This is a genomic window from Pseudoalteromonas sp. 1_2015MBL_MicDiv, from assembly GCF_002407505.1.
Lineage (GTDB): Bacteria > Pseudomonadota > Gammaproteobacteria > Enterobacterales > Alteromonadaceae > Pseudoalteromonas > Pseudoalteromonas fuliginea.
Map to the genome: position 1 here is coordinate 461,718 of NZ_CP012738.1, position 13,634 is coordinate 475,351.

8 protein-coding genes and 1 pseudogene are annotated in these 13,634 nt (G+C 38.9%); 5 read left to right on the forward strand and 4 right to left on the reverse strand.

The window, feature by feature from the left end; all coding sequences use genetic code 11:
* Positions 1 to 6 precede the first annotated feature (6 nt).
* Entirely contained in the window at positions 7 to 1,476 is a 1,470-nt protein-coding gene (locus tag AOR04_RS19590; RefSeq protein WP_096794408.1) for a glycoside hydrolase family 28 protein, read from the reverse strand.
* A 218-nt stretch (positions 1,477 to 1,694) separates the two neighbouring features.
* Positions 1,695 to 4,724 (reverse strand): TonB-dependent receptor, encoded by a 3,030-nt coding sequence (locus tag AOR04_RS19595; protein ID WP_096794409.1) that lies wholly within the window; start codon positions 4,722 to 4,724, stop codon positions 1,695 to 1,697.
* Between the two features lie 831 nt (positions 4,725 to 5,555).
* Here AOR04_RS19595 and AOR04_RS19600 point away from each other — a divergent pair.
* Both AOR04_RS19600 and AOR04_RS19605 read left to right on the forward strand, forming a co-directional pair.
* Positions 5,556 to 6,326, forward strand: coding sequence for a rhamnogalacturonan acetylesterase (locus AOR04_RS19600; protein ID WP_096794410.1), 771 nt, complete (start codon positions 5,556 to 5,558; stop codon positions 6,324 to 6,326).
* A 64-nt stretch (positions 6,327 to 6,390) separates the two neighbouring features.
* Complete coding sequence (locus AOR04_RS19605; protein WP_096794411.1) at positions 6,391 to 6,882, forward strand: DUF2798 domain-containing protein; 492 nt, start codon at positions 6,391 to 6,393, stop codon at positions 6,880 to 6,882.
* Between the two features lie 52 nt (positions 6,883 to 6,934).
* On the opposite strand, the pseudogene AOR04_RS19610 reads toward AOR04_RS19605, so the two are convergent.
* Positions 6,935 to 9,464, reverse strand: a pseudogene (locus AOR04_RS19610) (excinuclease ABC subunit A).
* A 256-nt stretch (positions 9,465 to 9,720) separates the two neighbouring features.
* On the opposite strand from AOR04_RS19610, the gene AOR04_RS19615 reads away from it, so the two are divergent.
* The 3 genes from AOR04_RS19615 to AOR04_RS19625 all read left to right on the forward strand — a co-directional run bounded on the left by AOR04_RS19615 (position 9,721) and on the right by AOR04_RS19625 (position 12,018).
* Positions 9,721 to 10,125 carry a hypothetical protein gene (locus AOR04_RS19615; protein ID WP_007375644.1) on the forward strand — a complete coding sequence of 135 codons (405 nt, stop codon included), beginning with the start codon at positions 9,721 to 9,723 and terminating at the stop codon, positions 10,123 to 10,125.
* A 532-nt stretch (positions 10,126 to 10,657) separates the two neighbouring features.
* Positions 10,658 to 11,539: a hypothetical protein gene (locus AOR04_RS19620; protein ID WP_096794412.1), complete on the forward strand. Its 882-nt coding sequence runs from the start codon at positions 10,658 to 10,660 to the stop codon at positions 11,537 to 11,539.
* Positions 11,539 to 12,018 (forward strand): Panacea domain-containing protein, encoded by a 480-nt coding sequence (locus AOR04_RS19625; protein ID WP_096794413.1) that lies wholly within the window; start codon positions 11,539 to 11,541, stop codon positions 12,016 to 12,018. The genes AOR04_RS19620 and AOR04_RS19625 overlap by 1 nt, the downstream gene beginning before the upstream one ends.
* A 74-nt stretch (positions 12,019 to 12,092) precedes the next feature.
* On the opposite strand, the gene ltrA is transcribed toward AOR04_RS19625, so the two are convergent.
* Complete coding sequence (gene ltrA / locus AOR04_RS19630; RefSeq protein WP_232525540.1) at positions 12,093 to 13,448, reverse strand: group II intron reverse transcriptase/maturase; 1,356 nt, start codon at positions 13,446 to 13,448, stop codon at positions 12,093 to 12,095.
* Positions 13,449 to 13,634: the final 186 nt, after the last annotated feature.

Sequence of the window (13,634 nt, forward strand, 5' to 3'; positions counted from 1 at the left end):
TACCTTTTACTGGGTTATTTTAGCTAATGACATTGGTTGTTTGTTTAGTGTGACATTATCAATGGTAAAATTAGTCACATGGTTAACGATTGATTCATCACCGACTTGGTCAAAGTGGCTGTTTGTTAGCGTAATATCTTTAATTGGATCACGGGCAAAGCCATTAAGATAAAGGGCTTTACTGAGTACATTTTTACAATGTAAGTTGTCTATTTTTATATCGCGGACAATGGGATCAAATTGTCCCGCATCGCCTTCTTCATAGTAAAAGTTAATTACAATCGCATTTTTAACGGTACCAACTTCAATATTACGAATACGGATGTGTTCAATTAAACCACCTCGAACTGAGTTGGTCTTTATTCTAATAGCACGCTCTAAATGGGGGCTATCCATAGTACAATTTTGTACAAAAACATTATTCACACCGCCAGAAATTTCACTGCCTATTACGACGCCGCCATGACCTTCTTTCATATGGCAGTTTTCAATGACAATATTTTGTGAGGCTGTATTTACTCTGCGTCCATCAGCGTTTCTTCCTGATTTAATTGCAATGCAGTCATCTCCGGTATCAAATACACAATTTTTGATATGGACGTGATTACAGCTTTCAGGGTCGCAGCCATCAGAATTAGGTCCATGGCTTGAAAAAGTGACATCGCAAACCGTAACACTATTACAAAGTACAGGGTTTACTAGCCAAAATGGCGAGTTTTTAATTGTGATACCTTCAATAAGTACATTATTACAGCGATAAGGTTGTATAAAAGGAGGGCGTAAATAAGCGCCATCAGCATAAATGCGCTGCTCAACGGGGATATGTTGCTCAGCATCTCGCATTAACTTATCTCGAGCTGTTTTTTGCTCAATTATCTGGCCATTATTGTCAGTTAAAAGCTCCCAGTGAGCCTCTTTGTGCTTACCTTTCCATGGCCACCAGGTGGCATTATTTGCATTACCTTCAAGAATCCCTTTGCCTGTTATAGCAATATTTTCTTGCTCGAAAGCATAAATAAGCGGTGAGTAACCCATCATTTCCAGGCCTTCCCAGCGGGTAAATACAGCTGGAAGATAGTCCTCAGGGCTTGTACTAAAACTGAGTATAGCGCCTTCCTCTAGATGTAAATTAACATTAGACAGTAGGTGAATTGCGCCTGTTATAAATTGACCTTGAGGAATAATTACCTGTCCCCCTCCTTGGGCGTTACAGGATTTGATTGCATTATTAATTGCGACAGTATTGTTAGTTTTATTATCGCCGTTAGCGCCAAAATCAATAATATTAAATGTTTTATCTGGGAACGAGGGGACTTTAATGGATGATTTAATCGCATCTGCCATTTTCCAGTCATCACCTTTTACAGGGCTGCTTAGCATATCGACAAGGGGGACTGATTTACATCCAACTAACGCTCCTCCAAGTAATGTACTAGATGCAACTGCCTTTATAAAAAATCTACGTGTATTATCCATGTATGTATCCTACAGTGTGGCACCTTATTTATTATTAGTAGTGCTGTTGGTACGCTTAACTAACACGATTAAATATTATTGAGTTAGTTATTATAAATTAACTTTATCAGCCATTGCCACCGGTGGCAATTTGTTTTTGTGATAATTAAAATCACTATAGCTTTTTGATATAAAATAACCGGTAACAAAGTTACCGGCTATTTTAGGTAAGATCATTGTTAGAATGATCCGCGCAAGCCTACTAAAAATTGACGACCAGAGGATAAGCTCTCATAAGGACGCTGGGTATAAATATCATTCCATTGTTCTTGTTTTTCGTCCGTTAAATTAACTGCTTCAAACGACACACTCATCGATTCGCTCAACTCATAGCGAGCAGAAAAGTTAAGTTTAGCTTTTGCATCATAACCACGTACAAAAGTAGATTCATCCTTATATTCATTGAGGTACTGTTTGTTATACCCACTGCGGTAGTTATAAGAAAAACGTGCCGACCAGCTTTCTTCTTCATAATAAAGTGTAATGTTGTACGAATTTTTGGACGTTTCTTCTTCTACCAAATTTAGCTCAGTACCATAAAAAGGGTCTTCAACATCGCGAGAATAATCAATGTAGGTATAGTTTGATTGCAGACCTAAATTATTAAATGGTGCAGGTAAAAATGTAAAAGGTTGCTGATAGATAAATTCAGCCCCCCACATACCCTCGGCATCCGTATTAACGAGTTGAGATACTTGCCAAGTTATAGTACTTGGATCCATATCACCAATATCAATCCCGAGTCGATCCAACTCATCTTGCGTTAATACCTCATCACTACTGTCCTTAGTTAAGCCAGTAATATCTTTATAAAATAATGAAGTTGCAATAAGCGACTCTTCTGCAAAATACCATTCTAGGCCTACATCATATTGTTTCGATTTGTAGGGTTGTAAAGAGGGCCCCGCGCCACGTTTAATTGATGCTGTAGGATCGTTTTCATCAGGGACATTAACACTAATCGATGAGCGTAAATCAGACAATTTAGGGCGAGTTATCGCATGTGAATAACTAAAGCGACCAACTAGATCTTCAGTGATATCGTAAGCAATATTTAACGATGGCAACCATTCGTCACCTTTACTTACTGATTCGCGCCAACTGTAGCCGTTATCAAAATTTGCACCGTCGCCGCGACCTGCTGTGTAACCATCTTTATAGATGTGATCTAAATTAACGATGCGACTGGTATTTTTATTATCAACATAACGTAAACCTATATTACCGCGCAGTTCATTATCAAAAATGTCGTGCCTAAAGTTAAGTTGAGCATACGCTGTTGTTACTTCTTCTTTAATATAATATGTGCGTTTATATTCTTCTTTAGCTTCGAAAAAATCACGACCTGAAAATGCAGCCATCATTGCATTGTAATCAGGCGTTAACCATGTGCCATCGTTTAGTGTTGATGTGGCAGGTACTGAAGCATCATTACCAAATTTGACACCTTGTTTATCTAACGTAGTTGAAAATAATAAGCCATTTATTTGTGAATTATCTAAATCCATAACGCGTGTTTCAGCACTTTTTCCACTGGTTTTATTTGTTTCAATATTAAGGTCTTTCCACGAAGATCGATAATCATGCTGCTCTGTTTCAAACGAACGTTGACCTACACCAAATTTAACTGTGTATTGGTCATTTATCTCGTAGCTAAAATCGATTTTAACTGTACTATTTTCACTCTCAATTGTTTGAGCGCGGTTACGTGTTAGAGCTGCGGCGTAGTTGTTACCATCTACCATTGAATTTTCTAAATCGGCACGTGTAAATGTGGCGCCAGGGGCTTGGCCAGCAGCAAATGCAAATGAAGGCATGGTCGAATTTAACTCACCACTGCCTATTGCTACTCCACCTGGATTATTTATTAACTCCAAAGGGTCAATATTACTATCGTAACTATAAGCAACAGTCGAACCTGCGCTGTCGAGTGCAAATGTTCTAGAGTAAGGAACGTCTAAATCAGATTTACCCATACCAACTAAAAAGTTCATTTGAAGGCGATCGTTAATATACCAATCACCAGAAAAACTTATTTGGTCAAAGTCAGACTCAGCCTTATCTTGACGAGCTTCAGAGCGAATAATTGCATTAGAATAGGCTCCCGCTACAATTGTATTGTTATCATCTATATGTATGTTTTCTGGAACAATGTCTTTTTGGTCACGTAATAATACAGAGTATTGATATTCATCCATTGTTGTATCAAGGGCTGCATGTAATATGTCTAAATTCATAGACAGGTTGTCGGTGGGAGCGTATTGAAAAGCAACCGTTGCACCTAAACGTTTTTGCTGCTTAGAAAAAATAGAATAGCGAGGGATACGCGGTAAATATAAGCCATCTAAATTATCATCAGTATAGTTACCATTTTCTTGTAATAGTGTTTTAGGCGAAGCCGTTAAATAGTTAGTGCCGCCTTGCGTTACAGGTAAACCATCATCTTGGTATTTTGGGTTATTGACGGTCCAGCGCACACTTGATGATCCTTCGCTTTGTACTGTTCCATCGCTGTAAGCAACCGATGCTAACACTCCAAATTTGTTATCCCAGTTATTGCTCAGCATAAATGAAATGCGAGGGGATACATCTTCAGAAATGTCGTTGTAGCGGGCGTTTACGTTGTAAGAACCTTTAAAACCATCATACTGAAATGGACGCGCCGTTTGTAAATTAACATTACCTGAAATACCGCCATCTTCCATTTCGGCAGAAACTGTTTTATCGACATCAATTTGAGTAAAAAGCTCAGATGCAAATACATTATAATCAAATGCACGAGAAGTATTTGAACCGCCAGCAGCATCTGTTGCAGCACCAGCAGATGCTGATTCCATACCGTTAATAGTTGTTTTAACAAAGCGAGAACCTAAACCACGAATCGTGATTTGACGACCTTCGCCGGCATCTTCTTCAATTGAAATTCCGGGTACACGAGCAAGAGAGTCTGCTACATTTAAATCGGGGAATTTACCAATGTCTTCTGCAATAATGGTTTCGCGTGTGCCAACAGCTTCACGTTTTGCCATAAGAGCTGCGTTAATGCTACCGCGATAACCTTTTACTTGAATGATTTCTATGTCATCGCTGTCGTCACTGGCCTTTTGCTGTGATTGCTCAGCTGCAAAAGCATTGCTAGTAATTACGCCACCTAAAATAAGATAGGTCATGAGTGTGTTTAGTTTAAAGTTGTGTGTAATTGCTGCCATTGCGATCCCAGTTGTGTTTTATTGTTATAAATTACATGGCCGTGTCGGTGTTTTGCCATGTGTTTGCTATATTTAACATAAATGACTGAAAAATATATGTTTAAGTAATTTAATTTAAAATGCCAATGAATGAACGATATAAATTGCTACCGGTGGCACGCGATGAAAACTATACCTAAAAATAGCGACTGTCAAATAATAAAAACAATAAAATTAATACTTAGTTCACATAATTTAACATTTAATTATCTGAAATAGACTAGGGCGTGTTGACCTTTCGTGGTTGAATTTGCAGCAGGCTGTTTGGTTTTTAGGCAAGGCAGAGCCTATGTAGTGTGGTTATTCCCCATAAATAGGCGATAACGCAGCATAAATGCCAAACATGCGCTGCCCTTTAGGTTCTTTCTAGGGACGATTAACTCTTTGTTGCTCGGTTTTTAATTAGCCCACTAGGTTACAAACCTAGCGCCGCGATTAAATCGCCCCTAGATTGAACAAATTTCAATCCACAAAGATCAACACGCCCTTGGGTTTGCTTATCTTTCGAGGTTAAATTTACAGCCGTTTAGACAAGGCGGATGCGGAAACTTTGCTCGGTTTTTACTTAGCCCACTAGGCAAAAAACCGAGCAAAGCGATTTAATCGCCCCCTAAATTGAACAAATATCAATCCAAAAAGTTCAACACTCTTTAAGCACAACTGAATAATATATGGACTATATATTATTTTGTTTGCCACCGGTGGCAATTGTGTTATTTTTAATAAAAGCCTTTGAATTAAATCAGTCAATTAGCCAAGCGTTATAGCTTATTTCGTAAGCAGGAGATAATAATGATAAAAAAAATAGTAGGCTCAATACTAATATTGAGTAGTTTTTTTGCAATGAGTAAACAAGGTACAACACATATATATATGGCTGGGGATTCAACCATGTCTATTAAAGATGTTAAAGACTATCCTGAAACAGGGTGGGGTATGCCATTCAGCATTTTTTTTAATGAATCAGTTTCTGTGGTCAACTTAGCTAAAAATGGTCGTAGCACGCGTACATTCAAAACCGAAGGGCTATGGAAAAAAATAATAGATAATATTCAAGTTGGTGACTACGTGTTTATTCAGTTTGGCCACAATGATGAATCCAAGAAAAAAATAGATAGGTATACCTCACCTGAACAGTTTGCAGATAATCTTACTCATTTCATTAATGATATTAATGCTAAAAAAGCACATGCTATTTTGCTCACTCCAATTACGCGTCGTTACTTTAACAAAATGGGTACTTTAAAAGAGACACACCCTATATACGCTGATAAAGTCCGTCAGGTTGCACAAGAAACAGGTGTTGATTTTATAGATATGGAAAAGGTAACCACGGCATATTTTCAATCTTTGGGTGATAAAGGTTCTGCACTTCGTTTTATGCACATTGGTGCAAATTTACACCCTAACTACCCATTTGGGGTAACAGATGATACGCATTTAAATCAGCTTGGTGCACGCGAAGTCGCACAATTGGTATTAACTCAACTAAAAATATTGAACCACCCATTGGTAAAAAAGCTACGTACTCCCGATCCAAAGCATTTAAAACTAAAAGGTTGATATTATCAATTAATTTGCTATAGTTGATTTTGTCATCTATTTAACGCTTAAGGCATGCCCAAAAATGAGTACATCCGTATCAGCAAATCCAGTAATGGTTGAGCTTAAAAAAACACCTGTAATTTATAAAATACTTGTTATGGTAAGTATTATTACCTTAATTGGCGGTACTTTAACTGGCATTATGACTTATGTGAATGTGGGTGTTACAGAGCATTTTTATGCAGATTGGTTTACCTCATTTATAAGTGCAGTACTTGTAATGGCGCCTGTTGGTTTTGTAATGATGACCTTAATGCATAAGCTAGTTAATAAGTTATTGCCTAGTAGTAGCGAGCTAAAACGTAATTTAGTGATTAGTGTTTTTATGGCGCTGATCATGGAGTCGGTGATGGCGTTTGTTACCGCTACTAATAATATTGGCTATGCAGATATGCGTGTATTTGTAACTGGATGGGCTGAAGGATTATTAGCTGCATTACCAATAGGTTTAACTATAATGCTGATAATGTCGGTTACGGTAAAACCTAAAATAGAACGCTTTTTAAAAAGCTAATAACAAAAAAGAGCCATTGGCTCTTTTTTGTTATTTAGTGTTTACCTGCTCTTTAAATTGCGCCATTCAAAAAAGGTGCTGTTCGGCTTATTTTAGATTGAGCTACCTCTGTAGGTTTACCTTGGGCTACAATTAAGCCGCCTTCTTCACCAGCACCGGGTCCTACATCAATTACCCAGTCACTATTGCGAGCTACTTGCATATCGTGTTCAACCATAATAACGGTATTGCCAGCATCTACTAATTTATTTAACTGCGCCATTAACATTGATACATCCGATGGATGCAGGCCTGTAGTTGGCTCATCAAGAATATAAAGGGTGTTACCGCGCTGCGCACGTTGCAGCTCAGTTGCTAATTTAATACGCTGCGCTTCACCGCCCGAAAGCTCAGTTGCAGGTTGCCCTAAACGTAAATACCCAAGACCTACTTGCATAAGTGCATCGAGTGCTCGCAGTATTGCAGGTTCGTTTTCAAAAAAGGTATGCGCCGATTCAACCGTTAAATTGAGAATATCGCTGATGTTTTTATCACGATATGTAACCTCAAGTGTTTGCTCGTTATAACGTTTGCCATGACATACTTGGCAAGGTGAGTAAACGCTAGGTAAAAACAGTAGTTCCATACTTACAAAGCCAACGCCCTCACAGTTTTTACAGCGACCTTTAGCAACATTAAACGAAAAGCGACCGGCATCGTAACGGCGCTCTTTCGCTTTTTGGGTAGAAGCAAATAGTTTACGCACATGATCAAATAAACCCGTATAGGTAGCTAAGTTTGAACGAGGTGTACGGCCAATCGCTTTTTGATTTACGGTAATTAGGCGGCTTATATTATTTATACCTTCAATGATTTTTCCGCTGGTGTGTGTTTGCAGCTCTTGTTCGAGTAAGTCGGCTTCGTCGGTGGGGGCTTCCGGTATTACTTTTTGCCCAAGTGCTTCGTAAACAAGTTCTACTAACGCTTGGCTTACTAGGCTTGATTTACCCGAGCCCGAAACCCCAGTAACGGTTGTCATAACACCCAGTGGAAATTCTGCATTGAGTTTTTTAAGATTGTTACGCTCAATATTAGCCAATTTTAACCACGCTTTTGGCTGTCTTTGCTCCTTTTTTTGCGCGCTGTTTTGAGTAGACTCTTGACTGGCGTTTTTAGCAAAAAGGTGACGACCGGTGTGCGAATTTTTTATTTTTCTTAACCCTTCAACAGGGCCGCTGTAAATAATGTCGCCACCATGGACACCTGCATCAGGGCCTACATCAACAATCCAATCGGCGTGTTTAACAACGCTGATATCGTGCTCAACAACAAATACAGAATTGCCAGCCGCTATTAACTCGTCGAGCGCTTTTAGCAATGCTTGAGTATCGGCAGGGTGTAAACCCGCTGAAGGTTCATCTAACACGTAAACTACCCCAAATAATTTAGAGCGAATTTGTGTGGCAAGTCGCAACCGTTGTACGCTCAAGCGACAAGTATCCTAAACCAAGCATGGTTAGTGCTTCAATACGGGTGAGTATATCGCTGGCAATGCGCTGCGTAACAATGGCTTGCTCTGGATTTTTTGTATTTTTATTTACTTTGGTATTGGCGGCGTTACTTAGTTTTTTAGCAAGCTCGTTTAATGTAAGTTGAGATAGCTCGCCAATATCAAGCCCTGCAAATTTAACACTTAACGATGCTTGTTTTAATTTTTTACCTTGGCAAGTAGGGCACTGCGATATTTGCATAAACTGTGATACGCGCTTTTTAGTACGCGGGCTTTGGGTAGTAGCAAAAGACTGTAAAACAAAGCGTTTAGCGCTTGAAAAAGTTCCCATGTAGCTTGGATCTTCGTTATTTTTTATCGCATTTTGTGTTTGCTCATAGGTGTAATCTGGGTATACCGGCACACTAGGTGTTTCGTCGGTAAATAAAATCCAATCCCGTGCTTTTTTAGAAAGTTTGTTCCAAGGTGTGTCTATGTCATAACCAAGGGAAGTAAGAATACGGCTTAGGTTTTTACCTTGCCATGCTGGTGGCCACGCTTCAATGGCGCGCTGGCGAATAGTTTTTGTATCGTCTGGCACAAGTAGCTTTTCGGTTACTTCAAACACTCGGCCTATTCCTGAGCATTCTGGGCACGCACCTTGTGGCGTATTCGGCGAAAACGCATCGGCATATAAAATACTCTGCCCAGCTGGGTAATCGCCAGCACGAGAGTAAAGCATGCGTAGCGCGTTAGAAATAGTTGTTATGCTGCCAACGGATGAGCGAACCGAGGGTGCGCCGCGTTGCTGCTGCAAAGCAACGGCAGGCGGTAGTCCTTCAATAGAATCAACATCGGGCTCATCAACTTGATCTATTAACCTACGGGCGTAAGGCGATACTGAATCAAGATAGCGGTGCTGCGACTCAGCAAACAGCGTTCCAAACGCAAGCGACGATTTTCCAGAGCCCGATATTCCTGTAAAAACAACCAATGCGTTACGAGGTAAATCAACGTCTACATTTTTCAAGTTGTGAACGCGTGCCCCTCTTACTTGAATGCTGTTACTGGGATCAGATAAATCCATAGTTGAGTTTTTATGTGTGCTTGCCATACGTTTATACTCCTGTTTAATCGCGCTTTTTACTTTAAGTTAGCTTTGAATTATTTACTCTTATCACTCGTTATTACCCCAAAGTAGCGCAAGCACACTGAATGAGCGCTTAGTCTGTAGTGGCGCAGCCAAAGCGCTGGATAAAATTACGATGATTGTTTGTTTACATAATAGGTATGGAATGCGAATATAATTTAAACAGTTATTGTTATGTAATTTACTAGGTATGTTACTTGGTAATAAAAAGGAACTAACAGTGAATAAAGCCTTAGTGATCATTTTATTGGTGCTTTCGTGGGCAACCCAAGCCGACTCTATCAAAGCGCTAAATGTTGACCGTGCAGTACCAAATAGCATGCACTTATCGTTTGCAAACGATAGCAACATAACCCCTAAAAAAGGGGATTTTAAAATCGTTAATTATGTATTAATGAGCAATGAAGAGGGCGAACGCTGGGCTGTTATAACGCTAACTAACTTATCGTCGGGCAATCGCGAACTAGGCGAGGAGCACTTACTTGCACTTTTTGCTGACGGCAGCCGATTCATGCCAATGGAATTTAAACTCGGTTTTAAAGGCAACGAAACACAATCGGTAACTGTATCGTTTGCCGATTATAAATTCCCTATTTTAAGTGTGTATTCGAGTAACGATTTGTAACTAATATTAGTGCAATTATGCTGCCTTAGAGTATTGTTGCGTATTGTATTAAATGCCAATTTTGTAATTGGCGGGATCACTGAGATACTATTTGTGCTAGTAATACTTACCCAATCGAAAAGTATGGTCTTAAAAACAGAATAACAAGCTCCTATAATGGCAAAATAGTGTGCTGTTGGAGTTACTTTTCAGCTTGGTAATATAGCGAAGGTTTTTAAAGTATTGAGTATCTGCAAATTGCATGTATCCATTAGTCGGCTTAGAGCTATAAGCGGTCATTCAGGTGAGTCGTTATTAACTTAGTAAGAATAAGAGGAAACTTTCCCTTTTTTTACATAGCGAAATAACCTACAGCAAGCATAATATTTATAGCTGGTAATAACTTACACTATTTGCTATTAATATAAGTTCACAAAATAAGGACGTTTTCGCGCTAAAATAGGGAAAGTGTCCTTTGATAAAGATGTTAGCATTACTTAGAGTCTGTCGTAGTAACGGTTAAATTATCGAACGTTTATAAAGGAAAATTAAATTGGAATTGGCAATAAGTGAACTCCCTCGCTATAAAAGGTGGCCGTTCAAATTTTTTAATAAAGGACTATACCCTGGTATCTATAGTGTACTTGCTCTTGGTTACATTGGGATTCCCACTAATATTCAAGAGATGGTTAGACATCAATTACCTATTGAATGGCGAACGTGGGCATTAAACTTTTGGGATTTAGAACAGTGGTTTACTGCTTTGTTTATCACTGCATTCATTGGCGCTATTTGGGGCGGGATTGGAAGTCAGTTAACATCCTCTTTTCTAAATAAAATTTATCGAAGAGTAAAAGAAGAAAATGAGCAGCTAAAAGAGAAAAATAGTAGTACAGCTATCAATTGTTATGAATTGTTTAGCCATTATATTTACAACAATTATTTCGCAAAATTTGGTTTAACCTCTAATGAAAGGTTAAGTTTATATAAATTAGATATGGATTTGTTTTTATGTGTAGGGCGGTATTCAGAAAACGAACTATACAGACAAAAACCTAATAGATTATACCCACGAAATGTAGGGTGTATTGAAACAGTTTGGAAAACAGGTAAAGTAGAACACGTTATTCCTTTTGATTCAGAAACTGAATTTGATAAGTGGAAAAAGTACAATATTGAAAACTACCGATTTGAAGACTCAGTACTAAACAACATGAAAATGAGAAGCAGAGCTTTTCTTGGATTTAGGATTCAAAATTCGCAAAAGCAAACTATTGCGGTATTAATTTTTGAATCAACCCAAGCTAGCGGGTTAAAATTCTCAAAAATAAATACCGCAATGACTCAAAGAGAATTACAAAATATTTGTCATCTTTTAGAGTCTTTGGATAGTCATATGCCAAGCTTACAGACAGCGTCTATGGAGGGTTTCTAATGGAAAGCGTAATTCTAAATGTCATTAAGTATATTTTATCTGCTTATCCTTATAAGGACGAGCTTTCAGCATCAAGATTAACCAAAATGCTATATTTAACTGATTGGAAAAATGCTATAGAGCACGATACTCAGTTAAGTCAAACTGTATGGCACTTTAATCATTATGGTCCATATGTCGATGACTTTGTTGATATGGCTCGTAAAGATAAAGATATCAATGTTGTCAATACTAAAACTATGTTTGGTGGTAATAAGCAATTATTTAAATTGTCAGATAAAAATTCTGGTAAAATAGTTTTATCTGATGAATTGAAAGTAATTGTAGATTTCGTAATAAACGCTACGAAAGATAAAAACTATGATGATTTTATTAAGCTTGTCTATTCTACGTACCCTGTCATTTCAAGTAGTAAATATAGTAACCTTGATCTAGTTTCTAAAGCTAGAGAATACAAAAGTCAGTTAAATGCAAGGTAATGCTAATCGGGTAGCCGGAGGTCTCTAACCTCCAGCCCCCACACCACCCATCATGCGGGTCCGCAATGGGCGGTTCATCTCCCGTAATGAATATTGATCCAAATATCTCTCAATGACACTAAACCTTGTGACGCTAAGTAATCATTGCCTAGCGCAATGTTAATTCCTTTTGTTTTTGAGCTTCGACAAGGGCCTTTACTGGTGATACCACAGGCTATGGCGAGTCGTTCGCTAACACCTAATTTCATTAAACTGCGTACTTTGGTACGAGGTTTTCGCCACTGCCGCCAGTAGCACATTCTTATCCTACGGCGGATCCAATGATCTAAATCCACCGTTAGCTGATAAGCGTTGGCTATTAGGTAATAGTGTCCCCAGCCACGTAAATACTGCGTGAGTTTATGAATTTGTAGGGTCATTGAGATCCCCCAGTTGCGGTTAGTGAGCTCTCTTACATTTGCTTTAAATTTCTTTAGCGCCTGTTCGTGGATCTGCACTTGAGCGTAACGGAAGGTAAACCCAAGAAATTTCGAGCCTGATACGGGACCGACTCGACTTTTCGATTCATTCACTTTGAGTTTTAATCGGTTAGTGATAAACGCAGTAATGTCCCGTTGGATTATGAGCCCTTCACTTTTCGTTTTTACTAAAATGATTATGTCATCAGCATAACGTGCAAACTTAAGGTGTTTGTAGGTTAGCTTCTTATCTAATTCATCGAGTAAAATGTTGGAAAGCAAAGGGGATAATGGCCCACCTTGAGGGACTCCTTTGGTTGACTCAAACCACAGACCTGTTTCGCGTTCTGCTACCCCTGCTCGGAGGTATTTACCGAGTAGGCGCATGAGTGCTTTGTCTTTGATTTTACGAGCAACACGATTCATCAGCATGTCATGGTTTACTTCATCAAAGAACTTAGACAAGTCAATATCAACTGCTGTTTTATAACCTTGTTTAACACAAGATTGAACATGATTTACTGCTTGGCTGGCTCTTTTATGAGGGCGATAACCATAACTATGTGGTGAAAATAGAGGCTCAAAGTAAGGGCTAATCACTTGAGCAATAGCTTGTTGGATCACTCTGTCGATAACAGAGGGGATCCCAAGCATTCGCTCACCGCCATCGGGTTTGGGTATTATCACGCGTTTGGCTGGCAAGGGTTGATAAGTGCCGTTAAGTAATTGGTGTTTAATACCCAGCCAATGTAACTTAGCGAAGTGATTAAATTCTTCAATACTCATATTATCAATACCCGCAGCCCCTTTATTTCGCTTAACATGTTGCCATGCCGTGCCAATATTGTGGTTGCTCAGTACACTTGCCATCAGGTCATGATTTGTTTGGTTATATTCATTTGAGGTATTATTCACCATAGAACGCTGTTCATCACTATCACAACACGGTGATCTATGTGAATTCAAGTTCAATTGTAGTATCTCCTCTGGTTAAGATGTTCAGGCCTTCACCATGTCTTATCCATTACGATAAGTGTTGGGCTACTCGGCAACTGCTCCTGCGTTGCTCTACCTCCTGCATCCATGCAGTCGTATGCCGTCTGCTGACTTCTGATAAATCACTCTAGCGATTACTCGATAAAGCGCGTCTAAACTAAC

Bases quoted from the DNA above. Each gene is read 5' to 3' on its own strand.
- AOR04_RS19590 (WP_096794408.1), bottom strand. From the start codon at position 1,476: ATGGATAATACACGTAGATTTTTTATAAAGGCAGTTGCATCTAGTACA.
- AOR04_RS19595 (WP_096794409.1), bottom strand. From the start codon at position 4,724: ATGGCAGCAATTACACACAACTTTAAACTAAACACACTCATGACCTAT.
- AOR04_RS19600 (WP_096794410.1), top strand. From the start codon at position 5,556: ATGATAAAAAAAATAGTAGGCTCAATACTAATATTGAGTAGTTTTTTT.
- AOR04_RS19605 (WP_096794411.1), top strand. From the start codon at position 6,391: ATGAGTACATCCGTATCAGCAAATCCAGTAATGGTTGAGCTTAAAAAA.
- AOR04_RS19625 (WP_096794413.1), top strand. From the start codon at position 11,539: ATGGAAAGCGTAATTCTAAATGTCATTAAGTATATTTTATCTGCTTAT.